Annotated in this window: 22 protein-coding genes; 3 read left to right on the forward strand and 19 right to left on the reverse strand. The window is 59.5% G+C overall.

The window, feature by feature from the left end:
• Positions 1-26: 26 nt before the first annotated feature.
• The 12 genes from trxA to chvI all read right to left on the reverse strand — a co-directional run bounded on the left by trxA (position 27) and on the right by chvI (position 17,575).
• On the reverse strand, positions 27-347 hold the full coding sequence (gene trxA, locus O9X91_RS08405; RefSeq protein ID WP_003505361.1) for a thioredoxin: 321 nt from the start codon (positions 345-347) through the stop codon (positions 27-29).
• 77 nt (positions 348-424) lie between these two features.
• Complete coding sequence (gene addA, locus O9X91_RS08410) at positions 425-3,982, reverse strand: double-strand break repair helicase AddA (protein ID WP_142912875.1); 3,558 nt, start codon at positions 3,980-3,982, stop codon at positions 425-427.
• On the reverse strand, positions 3,972-7,157 hold the full coding sequence (gene addB / locus O9X91_RS08415) for a double-strand break repair protein AddB (RefSeq protein WP_142912874.1): 3,186 nt from the start codon (positions 7,155-7,157) through the stop codon (positions 3,972-3,974). The genes addA and addB overlap by 11 nt, the downstream gene beginning before the upstream one ends.
• The gene (locus O9X91_RS08420; RefSeq protein ID WP_142912873.1) at positions 7,154-7,891 is read right to left on the reverse strand and encodes a nucleotidyltransferase family protein; all 738 of its coding nucleotides are present in this window, start codon (positions 7,889-7,891) and stop codon (positions 7,154-7,156) included. The genes addB and O9X91_RS08420 overlap by 4 nt, the downstream gene beginning before the upstream one ends.
• Before the next feature lie 16 nt (positions 7,892-7,907).
• Complete coding sequence (gene tsaE, locus O9X91_RS08425) at positions 7,908-9,419, reverse strand: tRNA (adenosine(37)-N6)-threonylcarbamoyltransferase complex ATPase subunit type 1 TsaE (protein WP_142912872.1); 1,512 nt, start codon at positions 9,417-9,419, stop codon at positions 7,908-7,910.
• Positions 9,416-11,998 carry a sensor histidine kinase gene (locus tag O9X91_RS08430; protein WP_142912871.1) on the reverse strand — a complete coding sequence of 861 codons (2,583 nt, stop codon included), beginning with the start codon at positions 11,996-11,998 and terminating at the stop codon, positions 9,416-9,418. The genes tsaE and O9X91_RS08430 overlap by 4 nt, the downstream gene beginning before the upstream one ends.
• Positions 11,999-12,206: 208 nt before the next feature.
• A complete protein-coding gene (gene ahcY, locus O9X91_RS08435) occupies positions 12,207-13,607 on the reverse strand; it encodes an adenosylhomocysteinase (protein ID WP_142912870.1) in 1,401 nt (466 codons plus the stop codon).
• 127 nt (positions 13,608-13,734) lie between these two features.
• Complete coding sequence (locus O9X91_RS08440) at positions 13,735-14,010, reverse strand: HPr family phosphocarrier protein (protein ID WP_003521181.1); 276 nt, start codon at positions 14,008-14,010, stop codon at positions 13,735-13,737.
• A gap of 11 nt (positions 14,011-14,021) precedes the next feature.
• Positions 14,022-14,423, reverse strand: a complete 402-nt coding sequence (locus O9X91_RS08445; protein WP_003505374.1) for a PTS sugar transporter subunit IIA — start codon at positions 14,421-14,423, stop codon at positions 14,022-14,024.
• 125 nt (positions 14,424-14,548) lie between these two features.
• Positions 14,549-15,013: an HPr kinase/phosphorylase gene (locus tag O9X91_RS08450; protein ID WP_077983696.1), complete on the reverse strand. Its 465-nt coding sequence runs from the start codon at positions 15,011-15,013 to the stop codon at positions 14,549-14,551.
• Positions 15,003-16,793, reverse strand: a complete 1,791-nt coding sequence (gene chvG, locus O9X91_RS08455) for a two-component system sensor histidine kinase ChvG (protein ID WP_142912869.1) — start codon at positions 16,791-16,793, stop codon at positions 15,003-15,005. Before chvG ends, O9X91_RS08450 begins: the two co-directional genes overlap by 11 nt.
• Positions 16,794-16,849: 56 nt before the next feature.
• Positions 16,850-17,575, reverse strand: coding sequence for a two-component system response regulator ChvI (chvI, locus tag O9X91_RS08460; RefSeq protein WP_003505377.1), 726 nt, complete (start codon positions 17,573-17,575; stop codon positions 16,850-16,852).
• Between the two features lie 339 nt (positions 17,576-17,914).
• On the opposite strand from chvI, the gene O9X91_RS08465 reads away from it, so the two are divergent.
• From O9X91_RS08465 to lysM, 3 genes are all read left to right on the forward strand, one after another.
• Complete coding sequence (locus tag O9X91_RS08465; protein ID WP_142912868.1) at positions 17,915-19,525, forward strand: phosphoenolpyruvate carboxykinase; 1,611 nt, start codon at positions 17,915-17,917, stop codon at positions 19,523-19,525.
• Between the two features lie 111 nt (positions 19,526-19,636).
• On the forward strand, positions 19,637-20,071 hold the full coding sequence (arfB, locus tag O9X91_RS08470; protein WP_142912867.1) for an alternative ribosome rescue aminoacyl-tRNA hydrolase ArfB: 435 nt from the start codon (positions 19,637-19,639) through the stop codon (positions 20,069-20,071).
• Positions 20,072-20,146: 75 nt separating this feature from the next.
• Entirely contained in the window at positions 20,147-20,596 is a 450-nt protein-coding gene (gene lysM, locus O9X91_RS08475; RefSeq protein WP_080792060.1) for a peptidoglycan-binding protein LysM, read from the forward strand.
• 42 nt (positions 20,597-20,638) lie between these two features.
• Here lysM and coaA read toward each other — a convergent pair whose 3' ends face one another.
• The 7 genes from coaA to hisB are packed head-to-tail and all read right to left on the reverse strand — an operon-like array spanning position 20,639 to position 25,258.
• Complete coding sequence (coaA, locus tag O9X91_RS08480) at positions 20,639-21,640, reverse strand: type I pantothenate kinase (protein WP_170979844.1); 1,002 nt, start codon at positions 21,638-21,640, stop codon at positions 20,639-20,641.
• Positions 21,637-21,960, reverse strand: a complete 324-nt coding sequence (locus O9X91_RS08485; protein ID WP_142912866.1) for a phosphoribosyl-ATP diphosphatase — start codon at positions 21,958-21,960, stop codon at positions 21,637-21,639. Before O9X91_RS08485 ends, coaA begins: the two co-directional genes overlap by 4 nt.
• 15 nt (positions 21,961-21,975) lie before the next feature.
• Positions 21,976-22,752, reverse strand: a complete 777-nt coding sequence (hisF, locus tag O9X91_RS08490; protein ID WP_142912865.1) for an imidazole glycerol phosphate synthase subunit HisF — start codon at positions 22,750-22,752, stop codon at positions 21,976-21,978.
• The gene (gene hisA / locus O9X91_RS08495; RefSeq protein ID WP_142912864.1) at positions 22,749-23,492 is read right to left on the reverse strand and encodes a 1-(5-phosphoribosyl)-5-[(5-phosphoribosylamino)methylideneamino]imidazole-4-carboxamide isomerase; all 744 of its coding nucleotides are present in this window, start codon (positions 23,490-23,492) and stop codon (positions 22,749-22,751) included. Before hisA ends, hisF begins: the two co-directional genes overlap by 4 nt.
• Position 23,493: 1 nt before the next feature.
• Positions 23,494-24,144, reverse strand: coding sequence for an imidazole glycerol phosphate synthase subunit HisH (hisH, locus tag O9X91_RS08500; RefSeq protein ID WP_142912863.1), 651 nt, complete (start codon positions 24,142-24,144; stop codon positions 23,494-23,496).
• Between the two features lies 1 nt (position 24,145).
• The gene (locus O9X91_RS08505) at positions 24,146-24,640 is read right to left on the reverse strand and encodes a DUF2628 domain-containing protein (RefSeq protein WP_142912862.1); all 495 of its coding nucleotides are present in this window, start codon (positions 24,638-24,640) and stop codon (positions 24,146-24,148) included.
• Between the two features lie 21 nt (positions 24,641-24,661).
• Positions 24,662-25,258, reverse strand: a complete 597-nt coding sequence (hisB, locus tag O9X91_RS08510; protein ID WP_010970622.1) for an imidazoleglycerol-phosphate dehydratase HisB — start codon at positions 25,256-25,258, stop codon at positions 24,662-24,664.
• Positions 25,259-25,396: the final 138 nt, after the last annotated feature.

Raw genomic sequence — 25,396 nt, forward strand, 5'->3', positions numbered from 1 at the left:
GGGCTTTCTCATTCCATTGATATTGCTTATGCGGCGCCGGAAATCCAGGCTGAGAGCGCTGTCTTGGGGGCAGCGCCAACCTTGATGTCGGCCACTTCGCCGCCCTTGAACATGGCGAGCGTCGGGATGGAACGCACACCGAACTGGGCCGCGAGTTCCGGGTTTTCGTCGATGTTGAGCTTCGCGACCTTGACCTTGCCGGCCAACTCGGACGAAATTTCCTCAAGGCTCGGCGCGATCATCTTGCACGGGCCGCACCATTCAGCCCAGAAATCCACCACGACGGGTTCGGCGGATTCGAGGACTTCGGACTGGAAGTTGGCGGCATCGACTTTTACGGTAGCCATATCTGGCTCTCCTTTCAGTAAATCTTTTCCGCTATCGATGTGATGCGGGCGCGTCGAAATTTCAATGCCCCGGTATCTCACTTTGTCTTTATTGCGGCAAGTGCCTCCGCCATGGCATCGTCACCAACCCGCACGAAAGCGGCATTTTCCGTATAGATCAGCGCGCAGACAAATTCCTTGCCGGGATAAAGCGGTGCAAGAATTTCGCGATAGATCGCAAGCTGCGCGGTGTGGGAGAAAGGTATCTCGCGTGACGTGCGCGGCGGAACCCGGCTTGTCTTGTAGTCGACCAGAATGACCCGATCACCGTCTACCGCCAGCCTGTCGATGCGGCCGGAGACGGCATAGTGCTGCCGGCCGAGGGTCATCGTGCCCATGATCGACACTTCCGCACGGCTGTTGGCGGAAAAGGCCGGCTGCACCGCCGGTTCGGAGAGAACCCGCAAAACCGCCTGGATCAAATGTTCGCGCTCACTGGCAGGCCAGAAACGCGCTGCACGTTCGGCATAACGCCGGGCCGCCTCTTCCCGCTCGCTTTCCGCAAAATCCGGCAGGGCTTGCAGCATGCGATGCACCAGCTTGCCCCTTTGCAGGGCAAGGCTGGAAGCTTCCGTTTTTTCCCCGAACAGCGGTGACCGCACGGCCAGATCGTCCGCGCCGTCATCAATGATGGTGCCGGCACCAGAGGGGCTGAGCGGCCTTGGCAGGGAGGGCAGGGCAGGCAGGGGTGCAAGAAGGCCTGGCGGAAGCTTGTGGTCTTCTTCCTGCTGGGTTTCCGCCGGCTTCTGCGGTGCAGGTGCCTGGCGTGCTTCAGACTTGCGCCAGACAAGCCCCTGCCATTCCTCGCCATCGGCACTGAACAGTTGCGGCTGGCAATGATCCTGATTCTCCGCAAGCGCCGCCTTGACGATGGCGTGCCAACATTCAGGGTTTTCTTTCTGGCCGCGATAACCACAGACGACAAGATGATCGGCAGCGCGGGTCATCGCCACATAGAGCAGCCGGCGATATTCGTCTTCCGCAGCCGTTTTCAGGCGCTCTTCGTCCGAGCGGATGAGATGATTGGAAAAACCGCTGCCGGGTAGCCAGACCGGAAAGGCATCACCAACCGCTTCCACGAAGCGCAGTTTCGGCACATGGCTGTGGTTGAAGGCTTTCGAGCCGCCATCCACCACAAAAACCACCGGTGCTTCCAGCCCCTTGGAGGCGTGCACGGTCATGATGCGCACTTCGCCGCGATCCTTGTCCTGCTCGCGCTTCACTTCCGGTGAATCGGTTTCCAGGACGGAAAGAAAGGCCTGAAGGCCGGGCAGGCCAGTTCTTTCGTAATCCAGCGCAAAGGACAGGAACTCGTCGAGAACGTCGCTCGCTTCGTTGCCAAGCCGTCCAAGGAATTTTTTGCGTCCGTCATGCAGGGTCAGAACAGCCGCGAAAAAATCATGCACTGTGGCGGTTTTCGACAGTGAAACAAAATGCCGAAGTTTGTCGGTGACGATGGATAAACGGCTGGTTTCTTGGCCCGAAAGGACTTGCAGCCTCTGCCACACGCTCTCCGTCTCGGATCGCGTGGCGGCGATCTCGAAGACATCGTCTTCCGTCAGGTTGAAGAGCGGGCTTTTCAGCAGCGCCGCCAGCGAAAGATCATCTTCCGGCAGCACCACGAACCGGCCAAGCGCCAGAAGGTCCTGTACGGCGATATGGTCGGTCAGACGGAGGCGGTCGGCACCGGCGACGGGAATGTTCTTGCGCCGCTTCAACTCGCGGGTCAGCGCGTTGACGAAGGCGGCGCGTTTTCTGACAAGCACGAGAATGTCGCCGGCCTCGATAGCGCGCTCCACGCCTTTTTCGATGATAGTTTCGTTTCCGATCATGTCGGCAATGCGCGCGGCGATACGGCGGGCGACGATCGTGGCCGGCGCGCTTTCCCGCAGCGCATCGAAGGGGGCCGTCCAGTCTTCTTCATCCTCTGTGGTTTCCGGCGCCACCATATCCCACACTTCAACGGTGCCGGGATGGCCGGCGCGGTTGGAACGATGTTCGACTGGCTCATTATCGGCACTGAGGCCGCTCGCATTTTGCGGGATCGAGAAGACCTGATCGACGGCGGCCAGCACATCTTCAGTGGAACGGAACGAGAGCGGCAGGCGGATGCGATGAAAGGCCTGCTCCACCTGATCGACACGCCTTTGGGTCTCGTCGCGCTCCTGCGAGAACCGTTCCGGCCGGGCGCCCTGAAAGGAATAGATCGACTGTTTTTCGTCACCCACAGCAAACAGCGTCCGGCGTCCCATGCGGGCGCTTTCTCCGGTGAAGAAATCCGCCGCCAGCGACTGGATGATCGACCATTGCACCGGGCTGGTATCCTGCGCCTCGTCGACCAGAATATGGTCGATGCCCTGATCCAGCTTGTAATGCACCCACGCACCCGCCGTATCGCGGTTGAGCAGATTGGCGGCGCGCTCGATCAAGTCTTCGAAATCCAGCTGGCTGCGCTGCTTTTTCAGGTCTTCGAAATCGCCGATCAACCGTTCGGCCAGCACAAGGGCGCTTTTTGTCGCCGCTAGCATGCGCACCAGACGATAGCGATTGCGGCAGGCCACGACATGGTCGCGCGCCAGCGTCAGCGCATCGACGAGATCAGGCGCGGATTTCTGCATGCCCTTGTTGATGACGTAGGCATCCGATTTCCTTTCGCCTTTGGCTGTCAGAAGCGCCGCTTCGATGAATTCCATCCGCCGCACCGGGTCCGACTGCCGTTTTGCCTCCCGGAGCGCATAAGCGACCTCTATGACGCGTGATCCTCCCACCTCGTCAGCAAGGGTTAGATACGTATCGAGCGCAAGGCCCGAGAGGCCGGGCAGAGGCCAGAAGGCGGCCGCAGCAGTTTCTTCGGTTTCCCCATCTGCGATCTGCATCGCCTGCCGCAACCGCGCATCAATGCCGCCCGACTGTTTGGCATCGAGCAGAAAGCCACGGAGGACACTGCGATTGGCGATGATGGCGGAAAGCAGCGATTCCAGCCCGCTTTCGTCAGCCAGATCGAGCACGTAAGCGAGCGATTGCGCCAACTCCTCGTCCCGCTCCGTCGAAACCGCCGTCAGAAGCGAACGGCGTGCTTCGGCGAGCAGCGTTGTTGCGGCGCGGTCGTCAAGAACGGAGAAATGGCCGGCGACATTGGCCTCCAGCGGGAACTGGTGCAGCAGGGCTTCGCAGAATGCGTGGATGGTCTGGATTTTCAGCCCGCCCGGTGTTTCCAGCGCCTTGGCGAACAGCCTGCGCGCTTCGGCGAGCTTGATGCGATCCGGTACCTTGCCTTCGATGGCGGCGATGCGGTCCTTGAGATCGGAATCCGGCAAAGTTGCCCATTCCGCCAGCCGGTCGAATACGCGGCTCGACATTTCCGATGCTGCGGCCTTGGTATAGGTGAGGCACAAAATCGCCGAGGGGCGGCACCCGGCCAGAAGCAGGCGGATGACGCGCTGGGTCAAAACATGGGTCTTGCCGGAGCCGGCATTGGCCGACACCCAGGCGGAACTTGCGGGATCGGAGGCAAGCCGCTGACGGGCGCTGGTCCAGTCGATCCAGCTTTCAGGCGTATCGCCGGCGGGTCCGGCGTCAAACGGATCAATCGTCATCGCCGTCTCCCGGTTCTGCCGTCGACCATTCAGAAACACGGGCGAGGTGGTCATATTCCCCGCCATAGGATTGCTGCTCTTCCGGCACCAGCCGTGAGGCGAAACCGTTTTCACCTTCGCGCAGCGAGCGCACGAATTTGGCAAGCTGGTCGATCGATTCCGTTGCCAGTTCGATAGCGGATTTCGGCGGTCTTTTGCCGCTTCGGCTGGAATGTTCGTTATTCACCTGATCGGCAAAAAATCGGTCTCCCGGCCGCAGGCGTACATAGATGAGGTTTTCGGGCGTGGGCGAACCCGTTTCGCGGAAGGCACCGCGCATCAGTGCCGCCGCTTCCAGCGCCAGCTGCGGGTCGAGCAGCGCGCGCGCCTGATTGACGGAAGGCGCAAGTCCTGTCTTGTAGTCGATAATATCCGCCTGACCGTTTGTCTTGATGTCGATGCGGTCGGCGATCCCAGTCAGCCTTATGCCCGCTTCGGCAATTTCCTGCCCGGCGCGAGCCTCGTAGAAGCTGTGGCGAATGGATGGATGACGTTCTTTTTCCCAATCGATGAAAGCGCGGGCCACCGCCGCAAAACGCGGACGCCAGATGACATCCACATGCACAGGCAGATTTTCCTCGTCGAAACACTCGTCGAGAATGCGCTGCATGGCTGCGAGCGAGGCCGGTGTGCCGGGAATATGTCCCTCACGGGAATAGCGCTCGATAATCGCGTGATAGAGCGTGCCGCGATCGGCGGCGTTCGGATCGCGATTGAAGGGGGCGAGCGGGTCCAGCTTCAGGATGCGCCGCGCATAGATTGAATAGGGATCGCGGCGCAGACGTCCCACTTCGCTGAAGGAGTAGCTCTTCGGCTGCAGATCGGCCGGCGGTTTGGGGGAAGGGCGCTTTGCCGTTTCCTGATTGATGTTTTCATCCATCAGACCCGCCCAATGGCGATAGGTCTCGCCGCGCTTCCTCAGTTGTTCGGCGAAATTTTCGCCGCCCAGCGCCAGCAGCCGTTGCAGCCAGCGGGAGGCGACGGCCGGGGTGGAGCCCTGCCTCAGCGCCCGGGTGTAAAAGATTTGCCGGGTACCGTTCGCCATCTCGAAGTCATGCGCGAGCTGTCCTATGCGCCGTTCCGGCGGCTCCAGCCCGATGGCGGTCTTCATGCTGCGGGACAGGAATGGATTGTTCGCCGTCTGGCCCGGCCAGAGCCCTTCGTTGAGACCGCCGATGACGACGGTGTCGACGCTTTGCAGTCGCGCCTCCAGCGCGCCGAAGATGAAAATGCGTGGATGGCGCATGGATCGCGGCTTGATCGATTCGCCTGCCACCAGCGCTGCAAAAATATCGATCCATTGTGGCCCGTCCGCATCGAGGATCTCGCCGCTCTCCATCAGTTCCGCAAAGAGACTGGAGAGCTTGTCTCCCGCTTCGCCGGACCATAATGCGGCCAGATCATTGCTGTCGTCGGCACAGATGGCCTCGATGACCCGGCCTGTCCGCCCGGCCCAATCGGAAAGCGGCAATTTATCGGTGAAGGCGCGGCCGGAGCGGTCACGACGAATGAAGGCGGAGCCGAGTGGCTCCGTGGCAATGGCGATCCGCCGCGCGAGATCACGGGCCGCATCGACACTTCCCTCCGGCAGCGCCACCCGCCATGCGGGCGGGTGCCGGTCATCACGCTGTGCAAGGAGTTGCGTATCGAGAACCACCTCGAGATTGCCTATCTCGGTTTCGACACGGCCGCCGCGCAGCGCGATCAGCTCCAGCGCTTTGGAGGCTCTGATAAAAGCATCGCCGGAAAGCCCGAAGTGGGCGAGGGGATGCTTTAGAAGCGAAATGATCGGCACCGGGTCTCCGGGCCTGAGAATGGCTTCCAGCGCGAGTTGCGTCAGTCCTGCCTGCGGCGTGGCCGAAAGCGGCGTACCGGCCGAATCGTCTGCCTCGATGCCAAAACGTTGCAACTCTGTCGCGACCCGCCGCGCCAGTCCGCGGTCGGGCGTTATCAGCGCCGCCTGAGAGGGTCGTTCAGGCCCCGGAGCCTCCAGCGCCAGCCGGAGCGCCACCGCGATGGCGGTTGCCTCTTCACGCTCATTGGCGGCCTCGATCAATGTGGCCGCCGCGAAGGCTTCGTCGAAAAAGCCGGGTTCCCTGTCTTCGCGCCAACGGTTCCAGTCGCTTGTGGATTTCGCGGGCGCGAGTGCGGTCGAAAACACCGCCGCCCGTTTTTCCAGATCACGATCAAGAGCGCCGATCTGAACCACGTCGTCCCTGAGCATGCCGAGCTTCTGCAGCAGCATATAAAGCCCATATTGCGAGTGCGTGCGGCTCGAAGGATCGGTGGGGTCCTCGGCAATCGCCTGCCATTGCTCTTCGGGCATGGCAAGATCGAGTCCCGGCAGCACGACCGTACCTTGCGGCAGGGTGGCAACGGCGGCGATGAGATCGGCGGCGGCCGGAATGGAGCCCGTGGAGCCGGCCACGATGATCGGCCCCGTGTCCGGCAAATTGGCAAGCCGGTCCGCTTCCGCTCGCAGGATGGCGTTGCGATGCCGGCCTGCGGAGGAACGGTTGAGTTCGGCAAGCCGCGCCGGCCAGAAGACGCTGGCGATCTTCAGGAAGTCCGCCGTCAGCTGCCACCATTGCGCATGTTCGCCGGTATCGAGATGCTGAAGCGTCTCCCAGTCCTTTTCTTCGGTATCCATGGCATCGATCACCTCGCCGAGCGCCCGCGCGAGCCAGATTGCATCCGCGGGGCTGGCAGGGGCGACGAGCGGTGAATCCGAATGGATCGCCCGGATGGCATCAGGCAGGCTGTTGCGCCAGGCGAGGATGAGGCGCGCCAGTTCGATCAGCCGGCCGGTGCCGGAAATCGGCGGCGCCAGATCCATGATCTCAGGATTTTCGATATCGAAGAAACCGCTATCGTCATCCGTTTCACCAAGAGGCCGGATCAGCGGCAGAATGGCGGATCGGCCGCCCAGAAGATCGACGAATTCGGAGCGCAGCACGCGCGCGGAGCGCCGCGTCGGCACATAGATCGTCACGCTCGCAAGCGAAAGAGGATCGGTCGGATCATATCTATAGCCTGATGTCAGCCGCCCGTCACACAGCGTTTCCGCGAGCGTTTTGAGGAACGGTGTTCCCCCAGCGATCGTCAGGACGCGCTTTGCGTGGTGGGTGAGCGTCATGCGAAACGTTTTTCCCTGAATTGCCGGATGATGCTTTCCGCATCGTCAATTGCATCAGGCGTTCCCACGGTTATCCAGTGGCCATCCAGCGACAGCCCGAAAAGCCGGTCTTTTTCAATGGCGCGGTCGAAATAGATATTGAGGTTGAAAGCGTCCGCCGGCGCATCGTCAAGCAGCCGCGAATCCATGGCGATGGCGCCGGCATAAACCACCGGGTTAGCGTCACCGTTGCGATAGCGAGCCAGCTTTCCGTCGTCGGCTAGGTCGAAATCCCTCTTGCCGTTGTGGCCGGTGGTGCGATCCATGTCGACACAGAGCAGGGCCATGTCCATGCGGGCCGTGTCAAAGAATTGCGCAAGCTTTCGCAGATTGCTGACGGCGTTCAATTGCTCGCCGATCCAGAAAAGATCGGCGTTCATGACAAAAACCGGGCCGGGCTTCAGAAGCTTCAGGCCCTTGGCCAGCCCGCCGCCGGAATTCATCAGCTCCGACCGTTCGTCGGAAATCAGGATTTCGGCGTCTGCGCGGTTTTCGAGATGGGCGATCATCTGTTCGGCATGGTGATGCACATTGACGACGATGGTTTCAGCCCCGGCTTCGACAAGGGCGTCGAGCGCGTAATCGATCATCGGCTTGCCGGCGATTTTCACAAGCGGCTTCGGGATCGTATCGGTGATCGGGCGCATCCGTGTGCCAAGCCCGGCGGCCAGCACCATCGCGTTTTTGATCGTCATCGTGGTCAACCGTCTTTCAGTTGTCGAATTCCATGCCCATGCGCAAGCACCAGTCCTTGAGCGGCGCGAGTTCCGGATGCGAAAGCGCTGCACTGAGATAGCGGAACGTCCTCGGCATATGTTTCATATAACCGGGTTTTCGATCCCGTTCCAACAGCCTCACCCAGATGCCCGCAAGCTTGCAGTTGCGCTGCGCCGACATGATGGCGAAAGCCTTGAGGAATGTGGTCTCATCGAAAGCGGGCGTCGCTTTTCTGCTGTCGAGATAATGCGAAAGCAGGCGTGTCTGCAATTCGGGAGACATGGTAACCCGCGCATCCTGTACGATGGAAGCGAGATCATAGGCGGTGGGGCCAATCATCGCATCCTGAAAATCGATCAGGCCGACCTGACGGATGCCGCTGTTCTGCGCCTGCCAGAGAATGTTCGGCGAATGGAAGTCACGCAGCAGAAGCCCCGTTTCACAGCCGGCCAGCGCATCGATCAGGCCGTCCCAGATGGCGTAATAGTCCTGTTTCTCGCCATCGGTAAGCGCTCCGCCGCGTTTATGGGGCAGATACCATTCCACCAGCAGCGAGACTTCGATCTTCATCGCCTGCCGGTCGAAGGGAGGAATGTCGTAGGTGCTGCCATCGCGCATCGGCAGCAATGCCGGGGGTGGTGTCTGGTGAAGAGTGGCGAGACAGGCGACACTTTGAAGATAACGCTCTTCTATCGGTGTGCCGTCGGCAGCCAGCACGCCCTCCCGTCCGAGATCCTCCAGAAGGAGAATGCCCTGATCGATATCCGCAGCCAGAATCTCCGGCGCGCAGAAACCAGTGTTTCGCAGATAGTCGCCGATCGCCACAAAGGAGCGGGCATCCTGGGCAAGATGGGCGATTTCCGCATAGGTCTTGCCATCCGCAACGATCGCGCCTCTCATGGGACGGCGCCAGTCCATCAGAATAAGCTCGGGACCATCGGTGGAAATCGTCTCGTAGGCGCGTGTGGAGGCATCGCCACTCAGAAAACGGCGGGTCGCACCCCCTCTGTCATTTTTCGCCAGGAATTCACGAATGGTGAAAACACGGTCAAGCCGTGCTTTTTGTTGTGCGGGAGCCTCTATTACGGCCACGCGGCCTTCGCCTGAATGCGTTAACCGCAGGGTGATCGTCTGCTCCGGCGGCAGAACCGCTGCGGCGATATCCGGCCACTCGATCAGGCAGACGCCCTCCTCCAGCATTTCATCGATGCCGAGTTCATCCAGCTCCGAAACATCCGAAAGCCGGTAGAGATCGAGATGGGCGACGGGGATGCGGGCGTCATAAGTCTGGATGATCGTGAAGGTGGGGCTTGGAACCTCAAGATCGGGTTCATCCGCCATCGCCCGGATGAAGGCGCGGGCGAGCGTGGATTTGCCGGCGCCGAGATCGCCGATCAGCGCCAGGCAATCGCCGGGTTTCAGCGCCAAGGCAAGGTCTTCACCGAGCCTTATGGTGTCCTTTTCTCCCGCCAGCGAAATGGTGAATGGCAAGATGTCTTGGCTCATTCTGCGGCGATGGAGTGCGGCCGTGTGGCGGAGGGAATGCGGCAGGTGACGATGGTGCCGTTGCCGGGGCGGCTGTCGATGCTGACGGTGCCTTGATGCAAGCTGACGAAGCTTTCGACGATGGAAAGGCCAAGCCCCGCACCGGTCCGCCGTCCGCCATTGCCACGCGTCGAAAAGCGGTCGAACACCGTTTTCAGCATGTCTTCGGGAATGCCCGGCCCCTTATCCGCAACGGAGAATACGAAGTCGCCTTCGCTGCGCTGGCAGGAGAGCTGCACGGAGGAACCTTCGGGTGCGAAGTTGATCGCATTGGTCAGGAGCTTGATGAGAATCTGCTTCAACCGCTGGTGGTCGGCCACGAGACTGCCGAGATGGGCAGGCGCGACGATCTCGAGCGAAATACCGCTTTCCTGCAGCCGGTCGGCGATCTGCACCGAAACATCGTCGAGCAGCTCGTTCAGATCATTATCCGAATAGTTGAGCTGCATGATGCCGGCATCGACGGTCGCGAGATCGAGAATATCGTTGACGATGGTCAGGAGAACCGAGGACGAGGTGGAAATATGATCGAGATATTCCGCCTGCCGTTCCGTCAATTGGCCGATGCCGGGGGTCTTCAGGAGATCGGTGAAGCCGATGATATTGGTCAGTGGCGAGCGCAACTCGTAGGAAACATGCTGCACGAAATCGTTCTTCAGCTCGTCCGCCTTCAGAAGCGCGTCGTTCTTTTCCTTGAGCGCCCGCTCGGCGCGCACGCTGTCCGTCATGTTGACGAAGGTCAGCATTGTCTGCGCATCCGGCAGCGGAATGATCGCATAATCGAGCACGAGGCCGGAAAGCAGTTCCAGCGTGCCCTGCCGCGACGGCCGTTCGTCATCGAAGCTGGTGATGAACTGGCTGAAGGCGCGCCAGCCGTCCGGTCCGTCATAGGATTGGGCGCAGGCGGTTTCGATGGCGCGAATATGCGTGCCCGTTTCCGCCTCATCGGCCGTCACGCCCCAGAGCGCCCGGAATGCCGGGTTGGACAGGCGAATGCGCCCGTCTGCACCGAATACGGCGACACCTTCTGCCAGATGGTCGATGGTTTCGCCCTGCACCTTGACCAAGGTGTTGTAGCGCATCTGAAGATCGACCTGCTCGGTCAGGTTCTCGAAAACCCAGGTCGCGCCACCCTGCGGATGCGCGGTGGCGATGACCCGCAAGGTCTGGCCATTGGGCAGGTGCCACAGATCCGTCTTGGTATCGAGCGAACGGTAGACGGAAAGCGCCGTCTCCTTCCAATTCTTCCAGTTCAGCTGCTCCGGCAATTTGCCGGCGGTACGCAGCCTGTCCAGAAGTTCGGAATTATCAGGGCCCGACTCCAGGAAAACCAGATCGAAACCCCATAGGTTGGCAAAAGCCTGATTGTAGAATTGCAGCCGCTGCCGGCCGTCGAAAATGGCGACGGGCGTCGCCAGATGATCGAGCGTTTCGGCGTGGCTTTTCAAAACTCGCTTGAGTTCCTCGCTGATGGTTTCCGCTTCGGTGGCATCGATGGCGATCCCGGCAGACCCGCCCGCCGTTTTTATGTCGACGACGTCGAAGAAGCTGCGGTTACCGGAAACGACGGTCGAAATGCGATCATGATAGGGCGATTCCGGTGTCGCAGCCGCGCGTATCTTCTGTCGCGTAACCGTGTTCAGAAGTTCGCGCTTTTCCTGAACGGCCTGCCCGGCATCACGCGCATCCACCGCATGGGCGTAAGCGTGGTTGACCCAAGTGAGTTCACCTTCGCCATTGCGACGCCAGACGGGCTGTTCGATGGAATCGAGAAGTTCCTGAAATGTCGATACGGAGGCGAGCAGACGCTCGCGCTCGACCTGCAATTCCGCGAGTTCAGCGCGCAGATTGTTGAGCGCGATGAAGCGCGCAAAGGCATTGCCGCCGGATACACGTCCCTGAACTTCAATCACTTCGCCGCGCTGCGTCTCGATGGTCAGATCGAAGCTCTGGGCGTGGCTGCGCAGTTTCTCGATGGATTTCTCAAGCTGGCTTGCGGATGCCGGCTTCAGCCAGCGGCCGAATGCCAGAAAATCCTGGTCCGCTTGCGGCACACCGGTCTCGGCTGGTAGCTGGCCCAGAAATTCCGGACGTTTGTCCGCACCGTCCCAGATGACAATGCGGCGGCTCTTGTCGGAAATCAGCGCCTCGTATTTCGCGATCTTGTGGTGGGACTGCGCAAGCGCCTGTCGGTATTCGCTGCTTTCCGCCTCGATATTACCGCGCTGGCGCACCAGCCAGACGACAGAAAACAGCGTTGCCGAAAGCATGCCGACGAAAAGCGAATAGGTGATGGTTTCTCCGGATGAGAACAGCCGCGCGCCGGTCTTTGCCACAAGGCCGTCCTGCGCCATCGCAACGGTTGTCGAGCCGGCGAGAACCGTGCCCGAAAGCAGGACAGGCAGCCTCGCAAAGCCTGTCTGAACCGCACTGAACACCAGCCGGCAACGCGCAAGAGCCGCACTCAATGCCACGCCCGCATGCGTGTTTTCAAGGCGTTGAACTGTCTGCTTGCGCAGATCCGAATTTTGAACCGTCATCCCCGGTCTGTCTCCGTCCTATGTGCCGCATCTTCGACAAGACATCCCATTTCGTCCCCGCCGCCCTTTGGCGTGTCCGAATCAAGTCTGATGACAATACCGTCTTCATAAATCTGCGGGAAGTGAGCGCGCAAAAAAGATGCCGTGCGCTTTGTCAAGCGCACGGCATCTAGATATTGTGTAATTTCAGTGGATATTAACTATGAAATTAATATCTGTAGTGTTCCGCCTTGAACGGACCTTCCTTCGAGATGCCGATATAATCTGCCTGAAGGTCGGAAAGTTCGGTCAGGCGCACGCCAAGCTTCTCGAGATGAAGGCGCGCGACCTTCTCGTCGAGGTGCTTGGGAAGCACGTAAACTTCATTCTTGTATTCGCCCTGCTTGGTGAAGAGCTCAATCTGGCCCAGCACCTGGTTGGTGAAGGAGGCCGACATGACGAAGGACGGGTGACCGGTGGCGTTGCCGAGGTTCAGCAGGCGGCCTTCGGACAGAAGAATGATGCGGTTGCCCTTCGGGAACTCGATCATGTCGACCTGCGGCTTGATGTTCGTCCACTTCAGGTTACGCAGCGAGGCGACCTGAATTTCATTGTCGAAGTGGCCGATATTGCCGACGATCGCCATGTCCTTCATCTCGCGCATATGCTCGATGCGGATCACGTCCTTATTGCCTGTCGTGGTGATGAAGATGTCAGCGGAAGAGACGACGTCTTCCAGGCGAACGACCTCAAAACCGTCCATGGCGGCCTGAAGCGCGCAGATCGGGTCGATTTCGGTCACCTTCACGCGGGCGCCAGCGCCCTGCAACGAGGCTGCGGAACCCTTGCCAACGTCGCCATAACCGCAGACCACGGCAACCTTGCCGGCCATCATCACATCGGTTGCGCGGCGAATGCCGTCGACGAGAGATTCCTTGCAGCCATACTTGTTGTCGAACTTCGACTTGGTGACGCTGTCATTGACGTTGATCGCCGGGAAGGGCAGCAGGCCCTTCTTGCTGAGATCGTAGAGACGGTGAACGCCGGTCGTCGTTTCTTCGGTGACACCCTTCAGCGCGTCGCGCTGACTGGTGAACCAGCCGGGCGAAGCCTTGAGGCGCTTGTTGATCTGCGCGAAGAGGATTTCCTCTTCTTCCGAACCGGGATTGGACAGAACATCCTCACCGGCTTCGGCGCGTGCGCCGAGCAGGATGTACATGGTGGCGTCGCCGCCGTCATCGAGGATCATGTTAGAGAGACCGCCGTCGGTCCACTGGAAGATCTTATCGGTATATTCCCAATATTCCGTCAGGCTTTCACCCTTGACGGCGAATACCGGAATGCCGGCTGCTGCAATGGCTGCCGCCGCATGGTCTTGCGTCGAGAAGATGTTGCAAGAGGCCCAGCGAATCTCCGCGCCCAGTTCCTTCAGCGTCTCGATGAGAACGCCGGTCTGAATCGTCATGTGAAGAGAACCGGTAATACGTGCGCCCTTCAGGGGCTTGCTTTCACCGAATTCCTTGCGGCAGGACATCAGGCCCGGCATTTCGGTTTCGGCGATGTCCAGCTCCTTGCGGCCGAATGCGGCAAGGTTGATATCGGCGACGATGTAGTCCTTCTCAAGGCTCATAAGGTTCTCCAGATCAGAAACGCCGCGCCTCACAGCCCGGCTTTTAAACGTAGCTGCGGTTTAGCAGGCCACGAACGATCTGGCAATGATGATATAAAGAAGTCTTTATGTCTTTATATGTGCCGGCTCAGGCTTCTTCGCCGAAGCGGTCGGCGACCAGCGCCTCCAGTGCTTCCAGCGCTTCTTTCGCCTGATTGCCGCTTGCCTCGACATAAACGCTGCAGCCGGGGCTGGCCGCCAGCATCATCAGGCCCATGATGGAGGTGCCGCCAACGGTCATGCCATCCTTGGAAACCGTGATCGTCGCGTCGAAACCTTCAACCATCTGTACGAATTTGGCAGAAGCCCGGGCGTGGAGACCGCGTTTATTGATGATCGGTAGTTCCCGGGAGAATGGCGACATGGGCTGACTTCTCACTTGCCGCTTAAAACGCGGCTGGCGACGTTAATATATTTGCGGCCGGCATCGGATGCGTCCTGAAGTGCCTTGTCCATATTATCTTCGCTGCGAACGCCGGCAAGCTTGATCAGCATGGGAAGATTGACCCCTGCGATGACTTCGACATTGCCGTTATTCATGACGGAAATCGCAAGATTGGAGGGCGTGCCGCCGAACATGTCCGTCAGGATGATGACGCCGTTGCCGTCATTGGCGCGTGCAACAGCGTCGATGATATCCTGCCGGCGCTGATCCATGTCGTCTTCGGGACCGATACAAACCGTCTCGATCAATTTCTGGGGACCGACGACATGCTCCAACGCATGGCGAAACTCCTCAGCCAGCTTGCCATGGGTGACAAGCACTAGTCCGATCATGAAATGCTCCCTTGCACACGCACTCTCATTGCCGACTATCGCAACGCGGCAATCCTGTCCATCGGTGGGATTTCATCTTGATGAGGAAAATGCGAATCGCAAGCCTAAAATCGCCCGAATCATCGTCACTTCACATTCGTTTTAAAAAGATTCTGAGCAAGTGCAGCAAATTTTCCATAGGGCGTCAGGCTGGAAAGCGGAATGCGCAGAAGCCGGATATGCCCGCCGCAGGGCAGGGAAAACCTCTCGTCATCTTCGGGAAGTCTTGGATTCGTCCCTGAAAGAACTGTCGTGACGGCAAAATGTAGTGGAGCGCGCGCAACGCTTCTGATGGAAACGATGCCGCTGCCGCGCAATTCCAGCAGGCCGGCGATGGCGTCCGGCCGCTCGGCAATGATGTTGTCGCCATCGCGATACACGAAAATCTGATCGTCCGCGATCAGCGCCGCCGGCAATCCGCAGCGTTCGGCCTCCGTTAGAAAGCTGAAGGCAAGTTCGCTTTTGCCGCTGCCCGACGGTCCGACGAAAAGAATGCCGGTGTTTTGAACGGTGATGGCGGTGGCGTGCAGGTTGAAGCGTTCAGCGGTCATGGGTTTCGGCCGCCGGCAGCGACAGGGTGAAGCGCGCGCCGGAAATCACGCCATATTTGTCGACTACGTTCTCCGCCCGCAGACTGCCGCCATGGGCTTCCGCGATCTGGCGGCTGATGGAAAGGCCAAGGCCGGAATTCTGTCCGAACCCTTCGCTCGCCGGCCGGTCTGTGTAGAAGCGCTCGAAAATCCGGTCGATGTCTTCTGCCTGAATGCCGGGCCCGTTGTCCTCCACCTGCACGATGCAACGATCCTTTTGACGGGAGAGGCGCACGGTAATGCGGCCGCTTTCCTCGGCAACGAAGGATCGCGCATTCTCGATGAGGTTGGTGACGATCTGACCGATACGCAGATCGTGACCATTCACCACGAAGGAGGTCTTTGCGCCCGCTTTCCGGTCGATGACATAGTCGATCGTCACACTTTTCTTCTTGGTGCTTATCTGGCGGGATATATCCACCAGACCCTTCATCAGCACATCGAGATCGAGCGGAGAGGCGTCGGCGCGCGCCAGTTCGGCATCGAGCCGCGACGCATCCGAAATGTCGCTGATCAGGCGGTCGAGACGGCGCACATCGTGGAAGATGATTTCGGTCAGGCGCTGTTTGGACTCTTCGGTCTTGGCGCGCGGCAGGGTCTCCACGGCGCTGCGCAGCGAGGTCAGCGGGTTCTTGAGCTCATGGCTGACATCGGCGGCGAAGCTTTCGATGGCGTCGATACGGTCGTAAAGCGCCGTCGTCATTTCACGCAACGCAATCGAAAGATTGCCGATCTCATCCTGACGCGCCGAGAAATCCGGTATTTCCTCGCGTGTCCTTGCTCCGCGGCGCACGCGGATCGCGGCAGCCGAAAGCCGCCGAAGCGGCGTGGCGATGGTGGAGGACAAAAGCAGCGACAGCACGATATTGACCAGCGTCGCGATGCCGAAGACGCGCATGATGGCAAGGCGCTCCGCATGCACGATCTTGTCGATGTCGCCCGCTTGCGTAGAAAGCAGCAGAACGCCGAGCACGGCCCGGAAGCGCTGCACCGGTACGGCCACGGAAACAATCAGCTCGCCCTTTTCCGTGACACGCACGACCGCGCCGCGCACGCCGGTCAACGCATTCATCACTTCGGGATAGATCGAACCGTCGCCGCCGGGCGCTTCCTTATATTGCGGCAGGCTGCTCGGCTGCAGCATGCGGTTGAACATGCTGGTGAACCAGTCGCCCCAGCTTTGCGTCTCCGGTGTTACCGGCGGCAGATCGAAACGCAGCACCTGACCGCGCGAATAAAGATGACGGGAATCGAGCAGGAGGTTGGCGTCGGCATCGAACAGCCGCGCACGGGTGCGCGTCGGCGAAATCAGCCGCCGCAGCACAGGTGCGACCCGCTCCGGATTGATCGGGAAACTCAAGTCCTCGTCATTGGGGGCAGGGGTGATGCTCTGCCCCGCCTGCAATTCGAGCAGCTTTTCCGGATTGATGGTGATCGAGTTGGTATCGACCGAGGCGGAAGCGGAGACAGCGCCGGCGATGATCTCGCCCTGCGTCAACAGGCTTTCCACGCGCGCGTCGATCAGCCCCTCGCGGAACTGGTTGAGATAGAGAATGCCGCCGACCAGAACCACCGTCGCCGCGACGTTGAAAAAAAGGATGCGGCGCGTGAGGCTGGAAAACACCGCATTGCCGAAGATGCGCCGGATGATAGTCAAGGGATGGATACGATGGCGGCGTTCGCTGCCGCGTTCTTCGGCATCGTCACTGTCCGAGACGGTTTCCGGCGTTTTCTTCAACACGTATTCAAGTCCTCACCGCCCCATATCGGGCGGTCCCTTCTGCGTGAGTCGGCTCTTCAAGCCGCTTCGCGGAAGCGATATCCTACGCCATAAAGCGTTTCAATCATATCGAAGTCGCCATCGACCAGTTTGAACTTCTTGCGAAGGCGCTTGATATGGCTGTCGATGGTGCGGTCGTCCACATAGACCTGTTCGTCATAGGCGGCATCCATCAGCGCGTCGCGGCTTTTCACCACGCCCGGTCGCTGCGCCAGCGAATGCAGGATGAGGAATTCGGTGACCGTCAGCGTCACCGGCTCACCCTTCCAGGTGCAGGTGTGGCGTTCCTGGTCCATGGCGAGCTGCCCGCGCTCCAGCGTGCGCGCCTGCTGATCGGCGGTCGGCTTCAGCACGCTGCCGGTTGCAGCAGACGCTTCGCGGCTGCTGGCGCGGCGCAGGATGGCTTTGACGCGTTCCACCAGAAGACGCTGCGAGAAGGGTTTCGTGATGAAGTCGTCCGCGCCCATCTTCAGGCCGAACAATTCGTCGATCTCTTCATCCTTGGAGGTGAGGAAGATAACCGGCAGATCCGACTTCTGGCGAAGACGCCGCAGAAGCTCCATGCCGTCCATGCGTGGCATCTTAATATCGAAAATGGCGAGCTGCGGCGGGCGGGCGATCAGCCCGTCAAGCGCGGAGGCGCCGTCCGTATACGTTTCGACCCGGTAGCCTTCGGCTTCGAGCGCGATCGATACCGAAGTCAGAATATTCCGGTCGTCGTCGACAAGCGCGATCGTCTGCATGTAGTTGGTCTCCATCGTCATTTTCTCGTAACTCCCGACATTCACCCAGCCAAGGTTGTGCGCCGCGAGCCACTCTCTTGAGTATAAAGGTGGAACAAATTGTGGCAAAGGAAAACTCGCCCCGAAATCGCCAGTGAGGCGGGAGCGGATTTTGCAAAAAGGCCGCAGCTAGATTTTAATGCGTCTTCAACCGATTTAAAAAGAAATAAAATCTTTTAAATCGATTAATATATTGAAATTACTAAGTTTTTTAAAGTTTGGCTCTTGCGTTTCCAAAAGCTGCCACGTATTTTCCGTGAAAATTTCAACGGCCTTATCGTCATCAACAAGGAACGCGTCATGAACGAGCTTGGGGTTCATAATCCTGCCAATGGAGTTGCGGAACTCGGACTGGGCGAGGCCTCCCGCGTCTTTTATAACCTCAATGAGAGCGAATTATACGAGCACGCGATCCGTAACGGCGAAGCCGAACTGACCATCGACGGCGCGCTGCGCGCCGTCACCGGCCAGCATACGGGCCGCTCGCCGAAGGATAAATTCGTCGTTCGTGATGCTTCCACCGAGAACACCATCTGGTGGGACAACAACAAGCCGCTGTCGCCGGAAAATTTCGAGCTGCTGCGTCAGGACATGCTGGCCCACGCCGCCGGCAAGACGCTTTACGTGCAGGACCTGATCGGCGGCGCCGATGAAGAAAATGCGCTGCCGACACGCGTCGTCACCGAGCTTGCCTGGCATTCGCTGTTCATCCGCAATCTGTTGATCCGTCCGAAGCAGGAAAAACTGGCGGGCTTCAAGCAGAAGCTCACCATCATCAACCTGCCGAGCTTCAAGGCCGATCCGGCGCGTCACGGTGTTCGTTCGGAAACTGTCATCGCTTGCGATATGACCAACGGCCTCGTCCTCATCGGCGGCACCTCCTATGCCGGTGAAAACAAGAAGTCGGTCTTCACGGTGCTGAACTACCTGCTGCCGGCCAAGGGCGTCATGCCCATGCATTGCTCGGCCAATGTCGGTCCGCAGGGTGATTCCGCCGTTTTCTTTGGCCTCTCCGGTACCGGCAAGACCACGCTGTCCGCCGATCCGTCGCGCACGCTGATCGGCGATGACGAACATGGCTGGGGCGAGCACGGCATCTTCAATTTCGAAGGCGGCTGCTATGCCAAGGCGATCAAGCTTTCGGCGGAAGCCGAGCCGGAAATCTATGCCGCGACCCGACGTTTCGGCACGGTTCTTGAGAACGTTGTGCTGGATGAAAATCGGGTTCCCGATTTCAACGACAATTCGCTGACGGAAAACACCCGCAGCGCCTATCCATTGCACTTTATTCCGAATGCGTCGGAAACGGGCATTGCCGGCCATCCGAAGACGATCATCATGCTGACGGCGGATGCCTTCGGTGTGCTGCCGCCGATCGCGCGTCTGACACCGGAACAGGCCATGTACCACTTCCTCTCCGGATACACCGCTAAGGTTGCCGGCACGGAAAAGGGCGTGACCGAGCCGGAAGCGACCTTCTCCACCTGCTTCGGCGCGCCTTTCATGCCGCGTCACCCAGCGGAATACGGCAACCTGCTGCGTGAACTGATCGGCAAGCACGGCGTTGATTGCTGGCTGGTCAACACCGGCTGGACCGGCGGTGCTTACGGCATCGGCAAGCGCATGCCCATCAAGGCGACCCGCGCGCTTCTGACCGCCGCACTGACCGGCGATCTGAAGAACGCACAGTTCCGCACCGATGCGAATTTCGGCTTCGCTGTCCCTCAGTCGCTTGATGGCGTCGACAGCGCAATCCTCGATCCGCGTTCCACCTGGGCCGATGGCGCAGCTTACGACGCGCAAGCGAAGAAGCTGGTGTCGATGTTCGTCACGAACTTCACCAAGTTCGAAGATCATGTCGACAGCAAGGTGCGCGACGCAGCGCCGGGCCTTTTGCTCGCGGCTGAATAATAAAGCCTCATTTGTGAGGAGGAGCGGACCCGGCCTTGTGCCGGGTTCTTTCGTTTGCTCCGCTGTTTTCATTTTTCGCGATCTATGGCATCACCGGCGCGGAGAGAAAACATGGCCAGCGACCCGCTTTACATCAATAACCGCATCACCATTGCCGGCTGGGAACTGACGGAGCAATTCGTGCTGGCCGGCGGGCCGGGCGGCCAGAACGTCAACAAGGTCTCGACGGCGGTTCAGCTGTTTTTCGACATTGCCAATTCGCCCTCCCTTCCGGATCGGGTAAAGACCAATGCACTGCGCCTCGGTGGCAGGCGTGTGTCGAAAGATGGTGTGCTGATGATCGAGGCAAGCCGGTTTCGCAGTCAGGAACGCAATCGCGAAGACGCCCGCGAGCGGCTGAAGGAAATGATTCTCGAAGCTGCCGCCCCTCCGCCGCCGGTGCGCAAGGCCACCAAGCCCACCAAGGGGTCGGTTGAGCGCCGCCTCAAGGCGAAGTCTGGCCGCTCCGATATCAAGAAAATGCGCGGCAAGCCCTCGGGCGAATAAGGGCCAAATGTTTCGCCCTTGTCATAGAGCTTCAAATATCGTCTGGTAAGCCTCCCTACAACCAAGGAGGGTGCTATGGGTCTGTTCAATTTCATCAAGGAAGCGGGAAAGAAGCTCGGTATCGGCGGTGACGATGCCCCTGATGTCGAAGCTGTCAAGAAGGAACTCGCTTCCCACGATCTCGGCACGGACAAGGTTCAGGTCGAAGTGGTGGACGACAAGGTCGTTCTGAAGGGCGAAGTAGCCGATCAGTCGGTTTTCGAAAAGGCGGTCATCGCGGTCGGCAATACGCTCGGCATTTCCAAGGTCGAGGCTGGCGAGCTGAAAGTGACTGACGCGCCCGCGAAAGAACCCGTCTTCTACACGGTCAAGAAGGGCGACAATCTCTGGAAGATTGCGGAAGCCCAGTATGGCAAGGCAAATGGCGCGAAGAACAACATCATCTTCGAAGCCAACAAGCCGATGCTGACGCATCCCGACAAGATTTATCCCGGACAGGTACTGCGTATTCCTGAGCTTGCATAATAGCGGATTTAACCGCCAAGGGTGCCGCCATGCGCGGCATCTTCACAGCTTGCGAAGCGCTACCGTGTCGATCAGGTGGTTCTTGCCCTTGCGAAGGATGAGATCGGCGCGCGGGCGCGTCGGCACGATGTTCTGGCGCAGGTTCTTCAGGTTGATGTTCTGCCAGAGCCCTTCGGCAATGCTGAGCGCTGCCTCTTCGCTGATCGACGCATAACGGTTGAAGAATGAATTCGGGTCGCGGAAGGCAGTCTGTCTCAGATTCATGAACCGGTTCACATACCAGTTGTGAATGAAGTCCTCGTCGGCATCGATATAAATCGAAAAATCGAAAAAGTCGGAAACGATCGGCACGATCCGCCCGCCCGCCGGCAGGTCACGGGATTGCAGCACGTTAATGCCTTCGAAGATCAGGATATCCGGCTGGTCTATGACAGTGAATTCGTTCGGCAGAACGTCGTAGGTCAGGTGCGAATAACGCGGCGCCTTCACATTCGGCTGGCCCGCCTTTATCGCCGATAGGAAACGCAGGAGCGCGCCGATATCGTAACTTTCGGGAAAGCCCTTGCGCTCCATCAGGTTTTCCCGCCGCAGGACCTCGTTTGGATAGAGAAATCCATCAGTCGTGATGAGATCGACCTTCGGGCTGGAGGGCCAGCGGGCCAGAAGCTCCTTCAGGATACGCGCCGTTGTGGACTTGCCAACGGCCACCGATCCGGCAATGCCGATGACAAAGGGCGTCTTGTTGACGTCACCCATGTTGAGGAAACGGTTGCGCTGTTCGAATAGCAGCTGCGAGGCTTCTACATGGGAGGACAACAGGCGCGATAGCGAGAGATAGATGCGCCGCACTTCATCCAGATCGATCGGATCATCAAGCGAACGTAGCCGTTTGACCTCGTCGGCGGAAAGCGTCAGTGGCGTATCGGCGCGAAACTTCGCCCATTCTTCCGAACTGAAGAAGTGGTATGGCGAATATTCATCCGGTCGGAAATGATCGAGTGTGCCTGGCATGCCTCTCTCCCCGCTGCCTGCCGTGACATTCATGATGTCGGCCTCGCCGCCTTTTCCGCAAGGCCGGTCTGGCCTGTGCGGCGTTCCAGCTCTGCAAAAACGTCCGTGAGCGGAATATCGGCAATCTTCAGCACGACAAGCAGATGGTAAAGCAGATCGGCGGCCTCGTTTTTCAGCCCATCACGATCTTTCGCGATGGCCGCGATAACGGTCTCCACCGCCTCTTCGCCGAGTTTTTTCGCCGCGCGCTCCTGGCCGGCAGCAACCAGCTTGGCCGTCCAGGATTCATCAGGAGAGGCGGCGGCGCGTGTCGCGACGATACGCTCCAGATCGGAAAGGGAAAATGCGCTCATGGGGAAATCCTGCAATCAGTCGAGACGCATGGCGATACCATGCTCGGCCATGTAGGTCTTGGCTTGCCCGATCGAATAGGTGCCGAAGTGGAAGATGGAGGCTGCAAGCACCGCAGTCGCATGGCCATCGCGCACGCCCGCCACCAGATCGTCCAGAGTTCCAACGCCGCCCGAGGCGATGACGGGCACGCGAACCTGATCGGCAATGCTGCGTGTCAGGCCGATATCGTAACCGCTTTTGGTGCCGTCGCGATCCATCGAGGTTACAAGCAATTCGCCGGCGCCGCGTTCGACCATCTTGATGGCGAATTCGACGGCGTCGATCCCGGTCGGCTGGCGCCCGCCATGGGTGAAGATTTCCCAGCGACCTTCTTCTCCGTCCTTCGAAACGCGCTTGGCGTCGATGGAAACGACGATGCACTGGTTGCCGAATTTATCGGCCGCCTGCGCCACAAAATCCGGATCCTTGACGGCTGCGGAATTGATCGAGACCTTGTCGGCCCCGCACAGAAGCAGCTTGCGGATGTCGGCGACGCTGCGAACCCCGCCGCCAACGGTCAGCGGCATGAAGCAATGGTCGGCGGTACGCGAGACGACATCGAAGATCGTGTCACGATTATCCGAAGAGGCGGTAATGTCGAGGAAGCAGAGTTCGTCCGCTCCGGCCGCATCATAGGCTTTCGCCGCCTCGACGGGATCGCCAGCGTCGATCAGGTCGACAAAGTTCACGCCCTTGACGACACGACCGTCCTTCACATCCAGGCAGGGAATAACGCGGGCTTTGAGGGTCATACGTTTACCTCCTTTGCAGCCTTGATGAGGGTAAGCGCCTCGGCGGGGTCGATGCGGCCGTCGTAAAGCGCGCGGCCGGAAATCGCACCCTCGAGCTTTGCGGCATCCGGCTGCAGCATGCGTTTGATGTCGTCGATGGAGGCAAGTCCGCCGGAGGCGATGACCGGGATGGAGACGGCACTCGCCAGTTCCAGCGTCGAAGCCCAGTTGATGCCGGCCAGAATGCCATCGCGATCGATGTCGGTATAGATGATGGCTGCGACACCGGCACCTTCAAAACGTTTGGCAAGTTCGATGACACCGAGTTCGGAGGCTTCCGCCCAGCCTTCCACCGCCACCTTGCCGCCCTTGGCGTCGATGCCGACGGCGACCTGGCCGGGGAAACGTTTGCAAGCCTCAATGACCAGAACCGGATCGCGAACTGCCACCGTGCCGAGAATGACGCGCGCAAGACCACGGCTCAGCCAGGCCTCGATATGATCCAGCGTGCGGATGCCGCCGCCCAGCTGCACCGGGTTTTTCGTGGCTTTCAGAATGGCATCAACCGCTGCACCGTTGACTGTTTCACCAGCAAAGGCGCCGTTGAGATCAACCACATGCAGCCATTCAAAACCCTGATCCTCGAAGGCCTTGGCCTGTGCGCCGGGATCGGTATTGTAGACGGTTGCCTGGTCCATATCGCCGAGTTTCAGGCGAACGCACTCACCGTCTTTGAGATCGATTGCGGGGAAAAGAATCATGTCAGGGCTTCCAGCGCAGGAAATTTGAAATCAGGGCAAGGCCGAGCGTCTGGCTTTTTTCCGGGTGGAACTGCGCGCCCGCCATATTGTCGCGGCCGACGAAAGCCGTCATCGCGCCACCGTAATTGGTGGTGGCGATGACGTCAGTCGAATGCTTGGCCGCCAGATGATAGGAATGCACGAAATAGGCGTGCAGGCCATCCGCGCCGGTCTTGATGCCGTCGAACAACGGGTGGGCGTGGCGAATTTCCAGCGTGTTCCAGCCGATCTGCGGAATCTTCAGGCCCGGATCGGACGGCGTCATTTCCACAACATCGCCTTCAATCCAGCCAAGGCCCTTGCTGACAGTCTTTTCCAGCCCGCGCGAGGACATGAGCTGCATGCCGACGCAGATGCCGAGGAAGGGATGGGCCTTTTTCTCCACGGCTTCGATGAGTGCGTCATGCATTCCGGGAACGGCGTCAAGACCGGCGCGGCAATCCGCATAGGCGCCGACACCCGGCAGCACGATGCGGTCCGCCGAGGCGACATGATCCGGCCTGTCGGTCAGGTCGATAGTTGCATCGATGCCGGCTTCGCGGGCGGCACGCTCGAAAGCTTTGGTGGCCGAACGCAGGTTGCCCGAACCGTAGTCGATAATCGCGACACGCATGTCAGCGCCTTCCATTCAAGTCGAAAAGAAACGATCCGGCGGGATCGTTGACGAAGTTTTTGCCGCCGCTCTTTTGCGGCGAAGGGGTCCAGACCGGCTGGGACAGCTGTTCTGTCACGCCAGGATTCTCGGATAGACCGGAGAAATATATGTCTTCGGCACTCGAAAGATCAGGGGCGGAAACGACTGACGTCAGCGTCCAGCCTTTGCGCATCAGGTGCCGGACGAGAAAATTGCGTCCCTCCAAAGCCGTGATAAGCCCGATGCCGAAACCAAGGAGAATGCCGACAGGTTCGAATCCGGCTAACATCGAGATTTGCCCCGCCACGACTGTGGCAATGACAACAACAGCCGTCGCCAGCCACAGCCGGTTCACGGCAAGCCATAACCAGGGCGCAATCAGTGCCAGCCATACGAAACGGTCGGCGATGAAGCGGGTCGTATTATGGTCCCTGTCCGGCCCGTTGGGGGCTTCCAGAACGAGATAGCTTGTCATGGGCTTCCTGACGCTTTGGCGTCAGGCCAGCATGCCCTTCGTCGAGGGAACGCGGCCTGCCTGCCGGGGGTCGATCTCGGTTGCCGTGCGAAGAACGCGGGCAACGGCCTTGAAGCACGTTTCGGCGATATGATGGTTGTTGGCGCCGTAATGGTTCAGGATATGCAGCGTAATGCCGGCATTCTGCGCGAGCGCCTGAAAGAACTCGCGCACCAGTTCGGTATCGAAGGTGCCGATCTTCGGCGCGGAGAAATTGACGTTCCACACAAGGAACGGCCTGCCGGAAATATCGACGGCGGCCTTGGTCATCGTTTCGTCCATGGCCAGATCGAGCGAGGCGTAACGGGTAATGCCACGCCGGTCGCCCAAGGCCTTGGCAATTGCCTGGCCGATGGCGATGCCGGTATCTTCCACGGTGTGGTGGTCATCGATATGCAGGTCGCCCTGAACTTCGATGTCCATGTCGATCAACGAATGGCGGCTCAGCTGGTCCAGCATATGGTCGAAAAATCCCACGCCGGTGGAAATTTTCGATTTGCCGGTGCCGTCGATATCCACACGGACCGAAACCGAGGTTTCGTTGGTCTTGCGGATAATCTCGCCTTTACGTTCTGCCATTTTGGCCGCTCCGTGAAAATATTGCCGTTCCTTATCAGCACGGGACACAAATATCCAGTTGTTCCATCGTCTTGGCTGACTTGCGGAAAACCCGGTGTGATCCCGATGATTGCAATCGGAAAAACCAGACTTACATAG

It is taken from the genome of Agrobacterium salinitolerans (assembly GCF_027498475.1).
Taxonomy (GTDB): Bacteria; Pseudomonadota; Alphaproteobacteria; order Rhizobiales; family Rhizobiaceae; genus Agrobacterium; species Agrobacterium salinitolerans.

Excerpts from the sequence above, each read along its gene's own strand:
- trxA (WP_003505361.1), bottom strand. The coding sequence starts at position 347 with ATGGCTACCGTAAAAGTCGATGCCGCCAACTTCCAGTCCGAAGTCCTC.
- addA (WP_142912875.1), bottom strand. The coding sequence starts at position 3,982 with ATGACGATTGATCCGTTTGACGCCGGACCCGCCGGCGATACGCCTGAA.
- addB (WP_142912874.1), bottom strand. The coding sequence starts at position 7,157 with ATGACGCTCACCCACCACGCAAAGCGCGTCCTGACGATCGCTGGGGGA.
- O9X91_RS08420 (WP_142912873.1), bottom strand. The coding sequence starts at position 7,891 with ATGACGATCAAAAACGCGATGGTGCTGGCCGCCGGGCTTGGCACACGG.
- tsaE (WP_142912872.1), bottom strand. The coding sequence starts at position 9,419 with ATGAGCCAAGACATCTTGCCATTCACCATTTCGCTGGCGGGAGAAAAG.
- O9X91_RS08430 (WP_142912871.1), bottom strand. The coding sequence starts at position 11,998 with ATGACGGTTCAAAATTCGGATCTGCGCAAGCAGACAGTTCAACGCCTT.
- ahcY (WP_142912870.1), bottom strand. The coding sequence starts at position 13,607 with ATGAGCCTTGAGAAGGACTACATCGTCGCCGATATCAACCTTGCCGCA.
- O9X91_RS08440 (WP_003521181.1), bottom strand. The coding sequence starts at position 14,010 with ATGTCGCCATTCTCCCGGGAACTACCGATCATCAATAAACGCGGTCTC.
- O9X91_RS08445 (WP_003505374.1), bottom strand. The coding sequence starts at position 14,423 with ATGATCGGACTAGTGCTTGTCACCCATGGCAAGCTGGCTGAGGAGTTT.
- O9X91_RS08450 (WP_077983696.1), bottom strand. The coding sequence starts at position 15,013 with ATGACCGCTGAACGCTTCAACCTGCACGCCACCGCCATCACCGTTCAA.
- chvI (WP_003505377.1), bottom strand. The coding sequence starts at position 17,575 with ATGCAGACGATCGCGCTTGTCGACGACGACCGGAATATTCTGACTTCG.
- O9X91_RS08465 (WP_142912868.1), top strand. The coding sequence starts at position 17,915 with ATGAACGAGCTTGGGGTTCATAATCCTGCCAATGGAGTTGCGGAACTC.
- arfB (WP_142912867.1), top strand. The coding sequence starts at position 19,637 with ATGGCCAGCGACCCGCTTTACATCAATAACCGCATCACCATTGCCGGC.
- lysM (WP_080792060.1), top strand. The coding sequence starts at position 20,147 with ATGGGTCTGTTCAATTTCATCAAGGAAGCGGGAAAGAAGCTCGGTATC.
- coaA (WP_170979844.1), bottom strand. The coding sequence starts at position 21,640 with ATGAATGTCACGGCAGGCAGCGGGGAGAGAGGCATGCCAGGCACACTC.
- O9X91_RS08485 (WP_142912866.1), bottom strand. The coding sequence starts at position 21,960 with ATGAGCGCATTTTCCCTTTCCGATCTGGAGCGTATCGTCGCGACACGC.
- hisF (WP_142912865.1), bottom strand. The coding sequence starts at position 22,752 with ATGACCCTCAAAGCCCGCGTTATTCCCTGCCTGGATGTGAAGGACGGT.
- hisA (WP_142912864.1), bottom strand. The coding sequence starts at position 23,492 with ATGATTCTTTTCCCCGCAATCGATCTCAAAGACGGTGAGTGCGTTCGC.
- hisH (WP_142912863.1), bottom strand. The coding sequence starts at position 24,144 with ATGCGTGTCGCGATTATCGACTACGGTTCGGGCAACCTGCGTTCGGCC.
- O9X91_RS08505 (WP_142912862.1), bottom strand. The coding sequence starts at position 24,640 with ATGACAAGCTATCTCGTTCTGGAAGCCCCCAACGGGCCGGACAGGGAC.
- hisB (WP_010970622.1), bottom strand. The coding sequence starts at position 25,258 with ATGGCAGAACGTAAAGGCGAGATTATCCGCAAGACCAACGAAACCTCG.